The sequence below is a fragment of the Roseimarinus sediminis genome, assembly GCF_050433125.1.
Lineage (GTDB): Bacteria > Bacteroidota > Bacteroidia > Bacteroidales > Prolixibacteraceae > Roseimarinus > Roseimarinus sediminis.
The window spans coordinates 22,439-39,621 of record NZ_JBNPXV010000022.1 but is presented as its reverse complement, the minus strand read 5'-3'; the positions used below and the strand labels follow the sequence as shown (position 1 = coordinate 39,621).

Genomic DNA, 17,183 nt, shown 5'->3' with positions numbered 1-17,183 from the left:
CCGTCGGTTGTTCCTTGCTGTTGCAAATTTATAAAGAAAATAATATGTTTGTTTAACCATCTATACAAAAGTCCGATTTATAGGGGGCTAGACCACATATACAGGAGCGGGGAAATTCTGTTGTCCTCTTGCAACAATTATATCAGGGTAAAAAAACTAAATTCTTTTGAGCTATATTCTAATTGTAATTAACCCTTCTTCCGGCGTTGTTGTCTGCGTTCTTCCTTCAGTCGGTCGCTTTCAGTCATCAGCTGCTCTTCTTCACCAATGTGTTCGAGCAGGTACAGGAATTCTTCTTCAGTAATAATGCGGCTTCGTTCCACTGCATTTCGGTAACGCAGGTACATTTTGCCTCTGAGTTTCAGGTTAAGCGAATAAAATGCGGTGAGTTCTTCCTGTTGATCCGTCAACATGGGCATTGCCAGATGAACAGGATCGTCGGTAGTACACCATTGCGGAACGATGAGCGGCGAAGCTCCGGTATAATCGGCAATGTCGCGTACCTTGAGTATTTTTCGGCTGGGAAGTTTCTTATCGCGGGTCCACCATTCATCTTCCACTTTTTCCATGGCTTCGAGGGTTTCGGCTTCGGAGGCTACAGCGCCCAGCTCGAGCAGGTTTTCAGCTACCAAACGCGTCATGGCGCTTTCAAAATCGTCGTCGCTGGCAAGTGCCTGCATGCCCAAATGAATTCCCAGGAGGTTTGAGTAATCGTCTTCGATGGAAAAGGAGGAATAACGCTCGGGCACCAGGGGCACCGATGAAACACCGTACCAGGTAACAATTTCGTGCCATACCGAAAGGTCGTAGGCAATGCGTCCGGCCAGCTGCCGACGATCATGAGCGCTCATGTCGGAGGGTACGTCAAAACTGAGTTTTTTCACTCCGCCTTCACGACCCAGCTTCACGCTAAACTGTTGGCCGGCATGTTCATTGATCTGGTAATACAACCAGGCCGTCCAGTCGGCCTGATCGCGCAAATGACCCAGATCGATGAAACCGCCACGACAGGTATAGACAATGCCGTTGGCTTCGTCCTTACTGCCAAGATACTGGTGCCGGCCTATTTTTTCGATGCTGGTGGCTTCGGTGTAACGAATAAAAGGAAGACCCATCACCCCTACATCGGAGCCAAAGGCACAACAGGTACGGATGATCCGCGGAGGCGTTTTCAGCTTCTTCCTGTCGGTTTCAATTCCCTTTGCCTTTACAAAACAGGGGAGAATGACGATCAATGTAAGCAAAAGGATGAATGGGCGGTACATGTTTCAGCGTATGAGTTTTAATCGGCCGAAAATTAGTAAAATATAATGAAAAAGCCATCCCGCAAACAGGATGGCTTCATTCAATATCATAATGCTATTTTACTCGATTACTGAAAACTTGTAAACACAAACGTGTTTGTAGGTTTCTCCCGGATTGAGCGTAGTTGAAGGAAACGCTGGCTGATTGGGTGAATCGGGGAAATGCTGGGTTTCGAGACAGAAACCACTGCGGTGCTGGTATTTTGTACCCGTTTTTCCGGTGAGTGTTCCATCGATGAAATTACCACCATAAAACTGTATTCCGGGCTGATCGGTCAGCACATCCATCTGTATTTTGCTAACCGGCGAGTACACCGAGGCAGCCAGCTGAACTCCCTGATCGTCGCTGCGATTAAGTACCCAGTTATGATCGTAACCTGCACCATAAGCCAGTTGCTGATCATCGGCATCCACCCTTTCACCAATGGCTGTTGGCTTGTTGAAATCGAAAGGAGTTCCGGCCACAGGCAGCAATTCGCCTGTTGGGATCAATGTTTCATTTACCGGTGTGAGGTGATCGGCATTGATCATCAAAACGTGATCGTTGATGCTTTCCGCACCATCGCCTGTAAGGTTGAAATAGCTGTGATGGGTCAGGTTACAAACAGTAGACTGGTCGGTGGTAGCCGTGTATTCAATTTTGAAAGCATTGTCGGCAGTCAGCTCATAGGTCATGGTCACCTGCAGGTTACCGGGATAACCTTCTTCCCCATCGGGTGAAATGTAGGTGAAAATAATTTTTGAATCGCTGATCTGATTGGCTTCCCATACCACGTCGAAGAAACCTTTCGGTCCTCCGTGCAGGTGGTTAACACCATCGTTGTTATTCAACTGGTATTCGTTACCGTTGAGCTCGAATTTTGCATTGGCAATGCGGTTTCCGTAACGTCCGATGGCTGCACCAAAGAAGTTTTCAGTCTGATTGAGGTAGTCGTCGAGATTGTCGTAGCCCTGTACCACATCGACCGGATTTCCGGCTGCATCGGGTACACAGAGTGCCACAACACGGGCACCCAGGTTAGTCACCTTCATTCCGATACCATTTTCGCCGGTCAGGGTGAATAAGTCGACCGCTTTGCCATCGACTGTTTGCTGAAATGCTTCGGCCTTAATGCCGTCGGCTGTTTCCGAAAATACCGAAGCCTGTTTCGGGCTGCAGCTCATGATTGCCAGCGCCAGCATGGCCGGTACCATTGTTTTTTTTATTAGTTGTAACATTTTCTTTTTGTTTTAATGGTCAACAAAACTATTTTAATTGTACCAATACTACTGAATGCGGGGGAATTTCAACACTCAATTTTCCATTTTTTGGCTTTTGAACCTTGAAATCCTTCACACTTACTTTTTCTTCTTTACCAAAGTCGTTGTAATCGGCCAGATTTTCACCGCTGACAATCTGTCCGCTTGCAGTGCTGTAATTTCCACCTTCAATATTGCATTCGATGCTTAGGGCTTTGTGCGGGTTGGCGTTCGAAAGGGTAATATTGAAGACCCCGTCTTTCACCGAAGCCGATGCAGTTAAAGCAGGCAGACTTTCACCCTCAAACTCATAACTTTCGCAAAGCAGATCGGAAGGTACCAGGGTCGCATCCTGGTGTACATTGTACATTTTGAAAACGTGGTAGGTGGGTGTTTTCACCATTTGCGCACCATCGGTCAGTATCATGGCCTGCAATACGTTCACCACCTGGGCGATGTTGGCCATTGAAATGCGCTCGGCGTAATTGTTGAAAATATTGAGGTTGATTCCGGCTACAATGGCATCGCGTACGGTATTTTGCTGTTGCAGAAAGCCGGGATTGCTTCCGGGCAGCGGGTCGTACCAGGTTCCCCACTCGTCGACGATCAGCGATACGCGGTGTTGCGGATCATAGCGATCCATGATGGCCAGGTGCTTCTGAATCAGTTCCTCAACGTGCATGGTATTGCGCAGGGTACTGAAATACTGGTCTTCGCCAAACTCGGTCGACGAACCCTTGCTGCTCCAGTTTCCTGTTGGCAGGGTATAATGATGCAGTGACAGCCCCTGTACCAGGTGACGTTTCTGGCTCAGAATCTGCATTACTTTCTCTGTCCAGTTGTAATCGCCCGATGAAGGCCCCACAGCTATTTTCTGCATTTCGCGGCCACGAATATAACCTGCGTAATGTCGGTAAATGTCGGCATAGTATTCAGGACGCATGTCGCCTCCACAACCCCATGTTTCATTTCCAATTCCCCAGAATTTAACATTCCATGGGTCTTCTCTGCCGTTCTTCTTTCTCAGTTCAGTCATGGGGCTTTCGTTCGACGAAGTTACGTACTCCACCCATTCAACGGCTTCCTGTACGGTTCCCGATCCCACGTTGATACTCAGGTAGGGCTCGGTACCAATAATCTCACACAGGTTAAGGAATTCGTGGGTTCCAAAGCTGTTGTCTTCGGTTACGCCCCCCCAGTGAACGTTCACAATCGAAGGACGGTCCTCTTTGGGACCAATGCCGTCTTTCCAGTGGTAGGTATCGGCAAAACAGCCACCAGGCCAGCGAAGCACAGGTACTTTCAGTGCCTTCAGTGCTTCCACCACATCGGTACGAAAGCCATCCACGTTCGGAATGTCAGAATCCTCGCCTACATAAATACCACCATAGATACAGGTACCCAGGTGTTCGGAGAAATGTCCATAAATTTCTTTGTTGATTTTGACCTCTGCCTTATCGACATACAGGTTTAAAACATTTTGTGCATTGCTGTTCACCAAGGTCAGCAATACCAAAACCGCAGATAGAAAAATTGTCTTCATAATTTATAGTTTAAGTCAGCAAATTCAGTTAGAAAAAGCAGGGTAAGGCCCGGCCCGAAAGCGGCTTTACCCTGCGCTATTTTTAAATATTCCAGAGACCAAGATATTTCTTGTAAATCTCGTTGTATTTTTCAACGTTCTCAGGAATCGGTTGATATTCCTTTTCGTACCCCTGCCCCATAGCTTTCTGGGCTTCGCCAATGTTGGCATAGACCCCTGAAGCAACGGCAGCAAACATGGCAGCTCCTAAAGCAACCGTTTGCTCGGCCCTGGCTACTTTAATAGGCATGTTCATCACATCGGCCATGGTTTGCATCACAAAGGGCGACTTCTTGGCAACTCCGCCAATGCCCACCACCGAATTGATTTCGATGCCGTTTTCGGCAAAGCGGTCGGCAATGGCACGTGAGCCAAAAGCTGTGGCTTCGACCAGTGCGCGGAAAATTCGTGGTGCCGATGAGCCCAGGTTCAAGCCGGTAATTGTTGCCTTTACATTTTGGTCGGCATCGGGTGTACGGCGTCCATTCAGCCAGTCGGTTGCCACAATGGTTGATTCTTCCACCGGTATTTTCATGGCTTCTTCGCTCAGGGCAGGGATGATTTTATCTTCAATCATTTTAGCCTGTTCGGCATCGTCGAGGAATTGCAAGGGCCAGCTTAGCACGCTTTTAAACCAGGCATACACATCGCCAAAGGCCGATTGTCCGGCTTCGAGGCCAACCATTCCGGGAATAACAGAACCATCTACCTGGCCACAGATGCCGGGAATCAGTTTGCCTTCCATTTCTTCATAAGGCGATACAATGATGTCGCAGGTTGAAGTACCGATTACCCTCACCAGGGTATTGGGTTGAATTTCGGCCCCCACAGCCCCCATGTGACAGTCGAAGGCGCTTACCCCCACTACTACATCGGTTGAAAGCCCCAGTTTTTGGGCCCATTCCGGCGTAAGCTTACCAAAAGACTCATCGCTGGTGTGGGTTTCGGTGAAAAGCTGGTCGCGAAGTCCGGCCAGTTCGGGACCCAGTTCGGTGAGAAATTCTTCCGGTGGAAGCCCGTTCCAGTCGGGATGCCATAGTGCTTTATGCCCGGCGGCACAACGGCTGCGTTTTACGGCATTGATGGCCGTATTTCCGGTAAGTACAGCAGGGAGCCAGTCGCAGTATTCAATCCACGAAACGGCCTTTTGCTTCAACGAAGGATCGATGCGCAGCATGTGCAATACTTTGGCCCACACCCATTCCGAAGAATAAATTCCTCCTTCGTATTTAGTATAGTCGACATCCCATTTGCGGGCGAGCTCGTTGATCTCATCGGCTTCTTTTACTGCAGTATGGTCTTTCCATAAAATGAACATGGCGTTGGGATTCTCGGCATAGTCCGGTAACATGGCCAGCGGAGTTCCGTTTTCGTCGGTCAGGGCCGGTGTGCTCCCAGTGGTATCGAACGATATACCCACCACATTTTGAGCCACCTCAGGTGCACACTGTGCCAGGGCTTCCTTAATCGAAGCTTCCATTACCTCGAGGTAGTCGAGCGGATGCTGACGGTACTGATTTTTGGCAGGATCACAATACTTACCTTCTACCCATCGGGGATAGTACTTTACCGAAGTAGCAAGCTGTTCACCGTTTTCGGTGTCAACCACCAGGGCACGGGCCGAATCGCTCCCGTAGTCTAATCCTATTACGTATTTTTTCATATTTACTTTTTTTTTAATCTTTATGTTACTGGTTACTTGATGCTGGTTACTCGATGTCGGATGCTGGTTACTGGTTGCTGGTTGCTGGATTGTTAAATATACGTTTCATTTTTTTGATTGATGATAATTTTCAACGCTCACAATAAACCTGTTCAACTTTTTTCCAAGTTTGTCGATTTTTTCATGTAGATCATCGTAAAACATTCTATCCTCCAATGATCGAGTTTCCCATAAGGTTTCCAGGTGATCAATAGTTTCATCGTTCGATGAAAGTGAAAAAGTCAGGAATCTAATATATTCCTGTTTATAAGCTCTTCTTCCATATCCTTCAACAATGTTTGATTTCACACTTTTAGAAGAACGTCTGATTTGTGATGCCGTTTCATACATCTCAAATTTTGGAAGTTTTGTAATTGTCATTTTGTGAATTTCAATTACAATTTCCCTTGAGAGTTGTCATATTTCTAAATTCCGATAAGACATTCAAATTACCTTCTTCTATTAATCACGCTAACAAAACAAGCATTTGATATCCAGTATCAAGTATCGAGCATCGAGTATCGAGCATCGAGCATCAAGTATCGAGCATCGAGCATCGAGCATCGAATCACCTTTTCTTACTGCCCATAATAAGCATTCTTACCATGCTTGCGTTCGTAGTGCTTTTTGATCAGGTGCGGGTTCATTTTCAGGTGTGGATTTACCGAGTAGGAAATCAGCGCCATTTTGGCTACCTGCTCCATCACTACCGCATTGTGTACCGCATCGTGTGCATCCTTGCCCCATGAAAAGGGTCCGTGATTGTGTACCAAAACTCCTGGTACCTCAACAGGATTGATCCCCTCGAAGCGTTCAACAATTACCTTTCCGGTATCCCTTTCATAGCTGCCAAATACTTCTTCTTCGGTCATTTGACGGGTACATGGGATTTCGTGGGCAAAATAATCGGCATGGGTGGTCCCAATGTTCGGAATGCCCACACCAGCCTGTGCCCATGCAGTTGCATTGGTTGAATGGGTGTGCACCACGCCGCCAATATCTTCAAAGGCCTTGTACAAATAAAGATGGGTCGCCATGTCGGACGAAGGTTTCAGTTTTCCATCGATCACCTTTCCGTCCATGTCGCAAACCACCATGTCGGAAGCTTTCATCACATCGTAGTCGACGCCGCTGGGTTTAATTACAAACAGGCCCTTTTCGCGGTCGATGGCGCTGGCATTCCCCCAGGTAAAAATGACCAAACCATGTTTTACCAGGTCGATGTTGGCTTTGTATACTTCTTCCTTTAATTTTTCCAGTTCCATTTTTATCAGTTTTTTATGGAAAATAATGATGATTGCCGGTTTAGCTTTCGGCTTTTGCCGGCAATCATCATGCTGCTGTATGCTGTTACAGTCCCCTGTTCAGGTGATAGTACAGGTCGTTCCAGCGCAGTTCCTTCTTGAGTTCCGATACCTTGGTATCTTTATCAATCAATACAAATTCGACATCGGCCATTTCGGCAAATATTTCGATGTATTCGGGAGTTAAAGCAAGGGTAAAAGCTGAATGGTGGGTACCACCGGCATAAATCCATGCTGCGGCGCCATCGGCCAGGTTTGGATGTGTTTTCCAGAATGCTGAGGCAACCGGCAGTTTAGGCAGGTTGGCCAATGGTTCAATCACATCGAGCGTATTCACAATGATGCGGAAACGACTTCCCATGTCAACCAGGGTTACGTTCATGGCATCGCCGGTAGCGCTTTCGAATACCAGACGGGCTGGTGCATCTTTGCCGCCAATTCCCAGCGGATGTACTTCAAGTCGTGGTTTTTTGGCTGCAATCGAAGGACAAATTTCGAGCATGTGCGATCCCAATACGCCTTCGTTGGCCGGATCGAGGTGATAGGTGTAGTCTTCCATGAACGAGCTGCCGCCTTTCATGCCAGCCGACATGGTTTTCAGGATGTGCAACAAGGCCGATTGTTTCCAGTCGCCCTCGGCTCCAAAACCGTAACCCGCTGCCATCAAACGCTGTGATGCCAATCCGGGCAGCTGCGACAAACCGGTAAGGTTTTCGAAGTTGGTGGTAAAAGCCTTGAAATTTCCGTCTTCGAGGAAACGTTTCATGGCAATTTCGAAGCGTGCCTGTACCCTTACATTCTCGTGGTATTCGCCACCAGGTTGACAGTTTTCGGCTACCTGATACTCGCTTTCATACTCTTTGTACAAAGCGTCTACTTCGGCATCGCTTACTTTTTCGATGTACTCCACCAGGTCGCCAACACCGTAGGCATGAATTTCCCAGCCAAATTTGATTTGAGCTTCCACTTTATCGCCTTCGGTTACAGCCACGTTACGCATATTGTCGCCAAAACGTGCCACTTTCAGCCCTTGTGATTCGGCCCAGCCAATGGCTGTACGACACCACAGCGCTACTTTATCCTGCACCTGCGGGTCTTGCCAGTGGCCAACCACCACTTTGCGGTTTTTTCGCATACGGGCATTGATGAAACCATATTCACGACCACCATGTGCACTTTGATGCAGGTTCATGTAGTCCATGTCGATTTCGCTCCAGGGCAAATCGCGGTTAAACTGGGTATGCAAATGCATAAAGGGTTTGCTCAATGCTTTCAGCCCGGCAATCCACATTTTTGCCGGTGAGAAGGTATGCATCCAGGTAATCACACCGATGCAATTTTTATCGGCACTGGCTGCCACACAAATGTCCAGAATTTCTTCGGGGGTTTTCACCACTGGTTTAAAAACTACTTCAACCGGCAATTTACCCGAGGCATTCAATCCTTCAACAATGGTTGCCGAATCAACATCGACCTGTTTCAGTGTTTTAGGCCCGTACAAGTGTTGACTTCCGGTAATAAACCAAACTTTTTTATCATTCAAATTTTTCATCTCATCTATTTTAATAATTCATTGAAATCTACCAGAAATACGCGTACAATGCAATGAGTATCACAACAATTCCCATTGCACCCACAAAGAATTTATTATCTGTTTTAAACAATTCAGGTTCAAAATCATAAGCCTTGTCATCCTTTTGAGTTGACCGGGCATTGGTAAACATGATAATTGCCAGGAAGGCAAACATAAATACCAGCATGAAGATGGAATCGAAACCAAGATTCAATAATCCAACACCAAATAATTCGGTACCCCAAATCAAACCGGCAATTAAAGTTACACCACCAATAATGGCAAACAACCATCCTGCTTTCATCTGCTTTTTGTAATTAACAGGAGAAGCTGGTTTATCATACACATGATGTTTATCGGTTAAGGTGAGCGTAATGGCCAGGGTAATCAGAATCATACACACATAACCCATACGGATAATGAATGGCAGATCGGGCAATAAAAGTTTCATGGCAATACCCAGCGGCAGGGTGGCAATGGTGGTCCAGAGTGCTGCTCTGTTGGTGGCGCGCTTCCACAATAGCCCCATACCAAATACAACCACCACACCCGGATAAATAAAGCCGGTATATTCCTGAATGTACTGGAATGCCTGGTCAAGACCTCCCAATAAAGGTTTCGCAGCAACAATAGCAATAACAAGGGCCACAAAAGCTGAAATACGTCCTACTTTTACCAACTGCTTCTCGGAAGCCTGCTTATTAATTAAGGGGCGATAAATATCGAGTGTAAAGATGGTTGAGGTAGAGTTAAGCATCGAAGCAAGTGAGGATACTACAGCGGCAACCAGTGCAGCAAAGGCAAGTCCGCGAATACCCACAGGGGCGAAATTACGTAAGAGCCAGGGATAAGCTTCATCGGCTACTTCGATGGTACCCTGTAAGCCGGTTAAGGTATGTTGCAAATCGGGGTGATTGAACAACACATAGGCAGTAATACCCGGAACAACCACGATAATAGGAATTAAAATTTTCAGGTATCCGGCAAAGATCAGACCTTTTTTGGCTTCGGCCAGGTTTTTGGCAGCCAAACCTTTTTGTATAATGTATTGGTTGAAACCCCAGTAGCCAATGTTGGTCAGCCACATGGCGCCAAATATAACGGCAAGTCCGGGAAGATCTTTAAACACGGTTTCGTCAATGTTCCGGTCGATAATCATGTTAAAGTGCAAATCGGTGGGAACTTCACGCACCTTGCTCAATACAATGATGAAGCCATCGATGGCATTACCTCCGGCACCACTCACGGCATCGAGTGCAAACCAGGCTGTAATTAAACCACCACCAACGAGGAAAACCACCTGGATTACATCGGTCCAGGCCACTGATTTCAAACCACCGTAAATGGAGTAAATACCCGCAAAGAGCAATAAACCCGGAACACCATACACCATGGGTACACCAAGAATTTGATCCATGGCAATGGCACCGAGCCATGCCACCGAGGTAAGGTTTACAAAAACATACACCAATAACCAGAAGAAAGAGAAAAAGAAGCTGACACCCTGTCCGTAACGCTCTTTGGCGAACTGCGGCATGGTATAAATCTTTTTGTCAATCATTTGCGGTAGCAAAAATTTGGCTACGAGGATCAAGGTAACGGCTGCAATCCATTCATATGCAGCAATACCTAAACCCACGCGAAATCCCGAACCCGACATTCCGATAAAATGCTCAGCCGAAATATTGGCCGCGATCAATGATGCGCCAATGGCCCACCATGAAAGTGTTCCTCCGGCTAAGAAGTAATCTTTTGAGTCTTTCTCGTGTCCTTTTTTGGAACGCGAAAGCCATAGTCCCAAACTAACAATCACTATTGCGTAAACAATAAAGATGATGTAGTCAATGGTTGTAAATCCTGCATTCATAAGTTAATTCGATTTAGATTATTTTACTTTCTATGATAATTATTTTCAATTCTTTATTAATTCTTTCGAAGATAAATCATGATCGTGTTATATTCCTGAAACATCAAAAGAAAAACCTTTTGCGGTCAGATTTTCATATTTTTCCTGGTTAAAAGCATACAAATAAGCTCCTTTGCGTGAGCTGTTCATATCCTTAATCGGTAAGCGTTCGAGCAATTTCATCGACATGAATTTTCGTCTGAAATTAGCAGGTTCGAGCTGTCGTTGATAAATGGCTTCATAAAGATTTCGCAACTGGGTAATGGTAAAGTTTTCAGGCAATAATTCGAAACCAATGGGTTGTGTTTTTGCTTTGCGCTTCAACCGACGCAGGCCCTTTTCAACGATTTCATGATGGTCAAAAATTAAGGCCGGGAGTTCATCAATGGCACACCAGGCAGCACCATACTGCTTCAGCATCAAACTGTCATAATCCTGGATGTTGATCAACGCATAATATCCGATACTCACCACCCTGTCGGCCGGGTCGCGATTGATGGCAGAAAAGGCACTCAGCTGTTCGAGAAAAATGTTTCTCAGCCCGGTAATGCGGGCCACAACCCGGTATGCCGCCTCATCAAGGGTTTCATCTTTTCTGAGAAAACCTCCCATCAACGACCACTTTCCTTTTTCCGGCTCAAAATCACGCTGATACAACAGCAACTTCAAACGATCGTCATCGAAGCCAAAGATAACACAGTCGACTGCAAGGTGAAACTTATCTTTATCGGAATAAGTCATGCTGATTCAATTTAAAAGGGCAAACAAAAGTCACAATTACTTTTATCTTTTGCAAGAAGAAAAACATGTTGTACAAAATAATCCTCTTTCTTTGGTGTTAAATCCACCCAAAACAGGCGTTAAAAAAATTTCAAACTCCCTTGAATTAATCAATTATCTTGTTTTATTGTTGATAATAAAAAACACGAACATGGAAAAAATAAACAATTTAATCAACAGCATTCCACCACAGCTTAGCGAACTGTTCCTTTTTGTTGTCAGCACGGTTCTGCTTTTTACAGTACTCCTGATCAGCTATTTAATAGCCAACCGGCTTTTGAGCAAATACGAAACACATGCCAAATTGTTTTATCTGCAAAAAGCCCGAAAGTACCTGAAGGTTCCCATACTCCTGCTGATTATCATTTTATCGATTTGGATTCCCTTTACCATTTTCAGCACCCCTCCCCGTTTAACTTTGGTAGTGAACAAAATACTGACCCTTTTGATGATTGCCATTATTTCGTGGATACTAATCAGGGCAGTAGCCATAAGCAAGGCACTCATCCTCCGAAGATACGACATTGGACAAAAGAATAATTTAAAAGCTCGCAAAGTATATACCCAGTTTAAAATCATCGAGCGGGTACTCAATTTCATCATCATCCTGATTGCTATTTCTCTTTCGCTGATGACTTTCGAAGAAATCAGAAAAATTGGGGTAAGCCTTATTGCATCGGCCGGTGTTGCCGGGATTATATTAGGATTTGCGGCACAAAAAGTAATTGGCGGCATACTGGCTGGGGTTCAAATCGCCATTACCCAGCCCATCAGGCTCGACGACGTGGTCATTGTTGAAAATGAGTGGGGAAAAATCGAAGAAATTAACCTGACCTATGTGGTTGTCAGTATCTGGGACCAGCGCCGGCTGGTGTTGCCCACCACTTATTTTATTGAACAGCCCTTTCAGAACTGGACCAGAAACACGTCCGAAATTTTAGGTACAATTTATATCCACGCCGACTATCGCCTGCCGCTTGATGCCATACGGGAAGAGCAAAGCCGTCTGCTTAAAGACACTGCGCTTTGGGACCAACGCGTCGATGTTGTTCAAGTTACCGGCGCAGGGGAACAGACCATGGAGCTCCGCTCACTGGTTAGTGCCTCCGATGCCGGAACCGCCTGGGATCTGAGAGTATACATCCGCGAGGGACTCATTCGTTTCATTCAGGAAAAATATCCCGAATGCCTGCCTCATTCGCGAATAATACTTGAAAATAAGCCATGAGCAGCTAAGTGAAAATACAAAGCATTTTTTCCTTATGAACCGATAATTCGAAATTATTACACGTTTGTTAAAGAAATGACCCCCTAAGGTATCGCCAATGCTTATAAATTTGCAGCTGATCTAACTTTAAAACCATGTTAAAGAAACTATCTGTAATAATGGTACTGCTTTTGAGCGGATTTTTTTACTCCTGCAGCAATACCATCGAATCGGCCTATCAGATTGCCAGCTGGAAAAATTTTACCGATGCAGCCATCACTTACACCTTCGATGATAATTGTGCCGGTCAGTATACAGCCATCAACCTTTTTGATCAATACGATTTTCAGGCTACCTTTTATCCGGTAATCGAGTGGGAACCCGACTGGGAAAAATTGAAGCAGGCTGCACAACGCGGACATGAAATCGGCAGTCACACTGTCAGTCATCGAAATTTAAGCGAACTAAACTTGCAGGAACAGGAAACTGAATTGAAAAATTCGCAACAAATCATCGATCGAATAGTTGGTCCCTTATCGGCCTTAAGTTTTGCCTATCCCTTTTGCATTCCATCGGACGAAAGTATTACTTCACGCTATTACATTGCAGCCCGCCATTGCCAGGGGCAAATTGAAAAAAGCACGCCCGACGATTTTTACAACATCAGCTCCATCATTTGTGGAACCGAAGGCTCCATCAACACAAGGGCCCACTTCATTCAGAAAAATGAAGAAACGCTGGCTGCCAAGGGCTGGTGCGTATATCTGCTACACGGGGTTGACGACGATGGTGGTTATTCTGCAATTAGCAGTTCGGTGCTAAAGGAAAGCCTTGCCTATCTCGACGAAAACAGAGATAAATACTGGGTCGCTACCTTTGTCGATGTGGTGAAATACATTCGTGAGCGCGATCAGGCTTCCATTACCGAAATCAAAAAAACCAGTAAGCAAATCCAATTGGAGCTGAGCGACGGACTCGACAACGAAATATACAACGAAGCCATCTCCATTGAACGGACTTTGCCTGCTAAGTGGAAGGATGCCACCGTAAAACAAAACAATCAAGCCCTTCAAAGTGAGCTCGTAAGCATGGGTAAAACAAACAGCATCCGGTTCAATGCGGTACCCGATGCAGGAATAATTTACATCGAACGTCGGTAAACAGTCAAATAAATGACATCAGTAACTGAAATGAAAAAAACATAAGCAGATGAAAAAAATTTTAATCATCGCAACATTCATTCTTGCACTGTCAAACAGCTACGGGCAATTTTCACGGGCACGCTGGGACAGTCTCAACAAGATAAGCCAGATCGATCATCAGCTGATGCTCCAAAAGCTGGGCATCGAATCGCTCAGGCACGGCCCGTCGGGCGATCCTGAAGCCCCCAATGCCGCCAATGCCGATGAGTCGAAGGCCACGCCCTACACCTCAGTGCCCGATCCCCTGGTTTTCGACAAGGGAAAGACAGTAAAAAACGCACCGCAGTGGGAAAAGCGCCGCACAGAAATCATGGAACATCTCGATCGTGAAGTCTATGGTCGCATGCCCCAACAACTTCCCGGAGTTCGCTGGGAAATAATCGGGCAGAAAGACACGCTGGAAGGAGATTTCCCCGTCAATGTAAAACATTTGGCAGGACGAGTCGACAACCATTCTTTTCCTTCGATCACAGTTGAAATACAAATGACACTTACCACACCTGCTGTTTCAAAAGAAGCTGTTCCGGTGATGGTGGAATTCGGGTGGAACTTCCCGGCAGGCTTCCGCATGCCAGAACAGGCCCGTCCTACCTGGAAAGAACAATTACTGGCCGAAGGATGGGGCTATGCCATTTTAATCCCTACAAGTTATCAGGACGACAACGGCGCCGGTTTGCGCAGCGGCATCATTGGTTTGTGTAACAAGGGCGAGGCCCGCGATGTCGACGACTGGGGAACCCTGAAGGCCTGGGGCTGGGGACTGAGCCGTGCCATCGACTATTTCGAAAGCGATCCGGCAGTCGACGCCCAACGCATTGGCATTGAAGGCTTGTCGCGATATGGCAAAGCTGCACTGGTGGCCATGGCTTACGAGCCCCGGGTGGCTATCGGCTTCATTGGTTCATCGGGTGCCGGAGGCGCCAAGCTATTGCGCCGTGTTTTCGGAGAACAGGTCGAAAACCTGGCATCGTCGGCCGAATACCACTGGTTTGCCCCCAACTTCATCAAATATGCCGGACCACTTACACCCGACGATTTGCCGGTCGATGCCCATCACCTCATTGCCCTTTGCGCTCCCCGTCCTGTTTTTATCAGCGTGGGCTCGCCGCATGTCGAAGGAAACTGGATTGACGGAAAAGGAATGTTTGTGAGTGCCGTACTGGCTTCGCCGGTGTATGAATTACTGGGTGCCAATGGCATCGAAAGCACGCAAATGCCCCCCGAACAAAGCGGGCTCATGAAAGGTGAGCTTGCCTTCCGGCAGCACGAAGGAGGTCATACGGTGATCCCCAACTGGCCCTATTTTATTAACTATGCAAAGAAATATTTCGAACAGAAATAACATCATTCAATTAAAAAAATCGTAATGAAAAGTCTGTTTTCTACTTTCCGTTTAATATTCACACTTCTGATTTTTAGCACAGTAACACTCAGCGCCAGTGTAAGGCTGCCACGTCTGGTAAGTAACAACATGGTATTGCAACGCGATGTGCAAAGCACCCTGTGGGGCTGGGCCGATACCGGTGAAACGCTTACGCTTACCTTCAACAACAAAAGCTATGAAACGAAAGCCGGAAATGATGGAAAATGGAGCATCGAACTGCCACCCCAGGCCGCAGGTGGTCCGTTTAACATGACCTTTAGCGGTGACAATGAAATCGAAATCAAAAACATACTTTTCGGCGATGTCTGGATTTGTTCGGGCCAGTCGAACATGGAGCTGAACATGGAACGGGTTGGTCCGCTTTACCCCAACGAGCTGGCCAACGCCAATTATCCCAACATTCGCTATTTTCAGGTGAACAAAACCTTCAATTTCACTGAAGCTCAGGAAGACATCGAAGCAGGAGAATGGCAGCATATCAGCACCGAAAATATACGGAGCATTTCTGCTACTTCGTATTTCTTTGGAAAAGCATTATATGAGCGCTATCAGGTTCCCATCGGACTGATCAATACGGCCCTGGGTGGTTCACCTGCCGAAGCCTGGCTTAGTGAGGAAGCCCTGCGTGAATTTCCTAAACACCACGAAGAAGCCATGCGTTTCAAAAATCCTGATCTTATCAATGAAATCAGAACCACCGACCAGCAAAGAAGCAATGCCTGGTACCGCGAACTGTATCAAAAAGACCTGGGCAGTCACGATCCGAAAGGAAGTTGGCACAGCGCTTCAACCAACACCGGCAACTGGGACAGCATGCAACTTCCCGGCTACTGGGCCGACGAAGCTTTGGGCTACATGAACGGCGTGGTGTGGTTCCGTAAAACTATTACACTCAGCGAACAGGATGCAGGAAAAGCAGCCCGGCTCTTACTGGGCCGCATCATCGATGCCGACTCGGTATTTATCAACGGTCAGTTGGTGGGCACCACCAGCTACCAGTATCCACCGCGCCGTTATTCGGTACCCGAAAACGTGTTGAAAGCAGGAGAAAACACCATCACCGTAAGGGTGATCAGCAATGCAGGCCGGGGTGGTTTTCAACCCGACAAACCCTATCAGCTCATCATTGGCGAAAACGAGCCCATTTCGCTCGAAGGCCAGTGGAAATACAAGGCCGGTGCCAAAATGGATCCGCTGCCCGGCCCCACCTTCATTCGCTGGAAACCCGGCGGACTTTACAATGCCATGATCCATCCCTTAACTCCAATGGCCATTAAAGGAGTCATCTGGTACCAGGGAGAATCGAATGCCGACAATCCGGAAGAATATGCCCGGCTTTTTCCCACACTCATCAACGACTGGCGAAAAAACTGGGAGCAGGGAGTTTTTCCTTTTCTCTTTGTTCAGTTGCCCAATTATATGGAAGAAAAGAAAGATCCATCGGAAAGTGGCTGGGCGCGAACCCGCGAAGCACAGGCCGGAGCACTTGCCTTGCCCAATACCGGCATGGCTGTTGTCATCGACATTGGCGAATGGAACGACATCCACCCCTTGAATAAGAAAGACATTGGGGAGCGGCTGGCACTTCAGGCACGTTGTCTGGCTTACGGAGAGAAAAAGCTAACCTGCTCAGGGCCTCAGTATCGATCGATGAAAACCAGGGGAAACAAAATCATTCTCAGCTTTGAAAAATCGAAAAAAAGACTGATCAGCACAGATCAGGAAACACTCAGAGCTTTTGCCATTGCAGGCAGTGACAAAGAATTTGTATGGGCCAAGGCCCGCATCAAAGGCAACAAAGTAATCGTGTGGAACGATGAAATCGATGAGCCGGTAGCGGTGCGCTATGCCTGGGCCGACAACCCGGGCCCACTCAATTTCTACAACGAGGCAGGATTGCCGGCGGCACCATTTCGTACAGACCGCTGGTAACAGCTGGCTCATATACTGAATAAAAATTTTAATACATGGCCGGTAATCTTTACTAACTTTTATCTGTT

General features: G+C 46.8%; 12 protein-coding genes and 1 pseudogene. 4 read left to right on the top strand and 9 right to left on the bottom strand.

All coding sequences use genetic code 11. The annotated features are described in order from the left end of the window. Window positions 1-188: 188 nt before the first annotated feature. The 9 genes and pseudogenes from FHS86_RS18360 to FHS86_RS18320 all read right to left on the bottom strand — a co-directional run bounded on the left by FHS86_RS18360 (window position 189) and on the right by FHS86_RS18320 (window position 11,351). The gene (locus tag FHS86_RS18360; RefSeq protein WP_429417280.1) at window positions 189-1,265 is read right to left on the bottom strand and encodes a DUF4056 domain-containing protein; all 1,077 of its coding nucleotides are present in this window, start codon (window positions 1,263-1,265) and stop codon (window positions 189-191) included. Window positions 1,266-1,364: 99 nt separating this feature from the next. After that, window positions 1,365-2,522 carry an aldose epimerase family protein gene (locus tag FHS86_RS18355; RefSeq protein ID WP_429417277.1) on the bottom strand — a complete coding sequence of 386 codons (1,158 nt, stop codon included), beginning with the start codon at window positions 2,520-2,522 and terminating at the stop codon, window positions 1,365-1,367. Window positions 2,523-2,550: 28 nt separating this feature from the next. Beyond that, window positions 2,551-4,086, bottom strand: coding sequence for an alpha-N-arabinofuranosidase (locus tag FHS86_RS18350; protein WP_429417275.1), 1,536 nt, complete (start codon window positions 4,084-4,086; stop codon window positions 2,551-2,553). Window positions 4,087-4,168: 82 nt separating this feature from the next. Next, window positions 4,169-5,788, bottom strand: a complete 1,620-nt coding sequence (locus tag FHS86_RS18345; protein WP_429417272.1) for a ribulokinase — start codon at window positions 5,786-5,788, stop codon at window positions 4,169-4,171. A gap of 105 nt (window positions 5,789-5,893) precedes the next feature. After that, a pseudogene (locus FHS86_RS18340) lies at window positions 5,894-6,232 on the bottom strand (four helix bundle protein); the annotation flags it as partial. Between the two features lie 173 nt (window positions 6,233-6,405). Then, window positions 6,406-7,092 carry an L-ribulose-5-phosphate 4-epimerase gene (locus tag FHS86_RS18335; protein ID WP_429417270.1) on the bottom strand — a complete coding sequence of 229 codons (687 nt, stop codon included), beginning with the start codon at window positions 7,090-7,092 and terminating at the stop codon, window positions 6,406-6,408. An 85-nt stretch (window positions 7,093-7,177) separates the two neighbouring features. Further along, a complete protein-coding gene (araA, locus tag FHS86_RS18330; protein WP_429417267.1) occupies window positions 7,178-8,683 on the bottom strand; it encodes an L-arabinose isomerase in 1,506 nt (501 codons plus the stop codon). A 28-nt stretch (window positions 8,684-8,711) separates the two neighbouring features. Next, entirely contained in the window at window positions 8,712-10,571 is a 1,860-nt protein-coding gene (locus tag FHS86_RS18325; protein ID WP_429417264.1) for a sodium:solute symporter family transporter, read from the bottom strand. Between the two features lie 87 nt (window positions 10,572-10,658). Continuing rightward, complete coding sequence (locus tag FHS86_RS18320) at window positions 10,659-11,351, bottom strand: NUDIX hydrolase (protein ID WP_429417261.1); 693 nt, start codon at window positions 11,349-11,351, stop codon at window positions 10,659-10,661. A gap of 190 nt (window positions 11,352-11,541) precedes the next feature. Here FHS86_RS18320 and FHS86_RS18315 point away from each other — a divergent pair, with 190 nt between their 5' ends. The 4 genes from FHS86_RS18315 to FHS86_RS18300 all read left to right on the top strand — a co-directional run bounded on the left by FHS86_RS18315 (window position 11,542) and on the right by FHS86_RS18300 (window position 17,115). After that, entirely contained in the window at window positions 11,542-12,618 is a 1,077-nt protein-coding gene (locus FHS86_RS18315) for a mechanosensitive ion channel family protein (RefSeq protein ID WP_429417258.1), read from the top strand. Between the two features lie 134 nt (window positions 12,619-12,752). Further along, entirely contained in the window at window positions 12,753-13,757 is a 1,005-nt protein-coding gene (locus FHS86_RS18310; protein ID WP_429417255.1) for a polysaccharide deacetylase family protein, read from the top strand. A 49-nt stretch (window positions 13,758-13,806) separates the two neighbouring features. Further along, entirely contained in the window at window positions 13,807-15,141 is a 1,335-nt protein-coding gene (locus FHS86_RS18305; RefSeq protein ID WP_429417253.1) for an alpha/beta hydrolase family protein, read from the top strand. 24 nt (window positions 15,142-15,165) lie between these two features. Then, a complete protein-coding gene (locus tag FHS86_RS18300; protein ID WP_429417250.1) occupies window positions 15,166-17,115 on the top strand; it encodes a sialate O-acetylesterase in 1,950 nt (649 codons plus the stop codon). The last annotated feature ends 68 nt before the right edge of the window (window positions 17,116-17,183 follow it).

Excerpts from the sequence above, each read along its gene's own strand:
- FHS86_RS18360 (WP_429417280.1), bottom strand. The coding sequence starts at position 1,265 with ATGTACCGCCCATTCATCCTTTTGCTTACATTGATCGTCATTCTCCCC.
- FHS86_RS18355 (WP_429417277.1), bottom strand. The coding sequence starts at position 2,522 with ATGTTACAACTAATAAAAAAAACAATGGTACCGGCCATGCTGGCGCTG.
- FHS86_RS18350 (WP_429417275.1), bottom strand. The coding sequence starts at position 4,086 with ATGAAGACAATTTTTCTATCTGCGGTTTTGGTATTGCTGACCTTGGTG.
- FHS86_RS18345 (WP_429417272.1), bottom strand. The coding sequence starts at position 5,788 with ATGAAAAAATACGTAATAGGATTAGACTACGGGAGCGATTCGGCCCGT.
- FHS86_RS18335 (WP_429417270.1), bottom strand. The coding sequence starts at position 7,092 with ATGGAACTGGAAAAATTAAAGGAAGAAGTATACAAAGCCAACATCGAC.
- araA (WP_429417267.1), bottom strand. The coding sequence starts at position 8,683 with ATGAAAAATTTGAATGATAAAAAAGTTTGGTTTATTACCGGAAGTCAA.
- FHS86_RS18325 (WP_429417264.1), bottom strand. The coding sequence starts at position 10,571 with ATGAATGCAGGATTTACAACCATTGACTACATCATCTTTATTGTTTAC.
- FHS86_RS18320 (WP_429417261.1), bottom strand. The coding sequence starts at position 11,351 with ATGACTTATTCCGATAAAGATAAGTTTCACCTTGCAGTCGACTGTGTT.
- FHS86_RS18315 (WP_429417258.1), top strand. The coding sequence starts at position 11,542 with ATGGAAAAAATAAACAATTTAATCAACAGCATTCCACCACAGCTTAGC.
- FHS86_RS18310 (WP_429417255.1), top strand. The coding sequence starts at position 12,753 with ATGTTAAAGAAACTATCTGTAATAATGGTACTGCTTTTGAGCGGATTT.
- FHS86_RS18305 (WP_429417253.1), top strand. The coding sequence starts at position 13,807 with ATGAAAAAAATTTTAATCATCGCAACATTCATTCTTGCACTGTCAAAC.
- FHS86_RS18300 (WP_429417250.1), top strand. The coding sequence starts at position 15,166 with ATGAAAAGTCTGTTTTCTACTTTCCGTTTAATATTCACACTTCTGATT.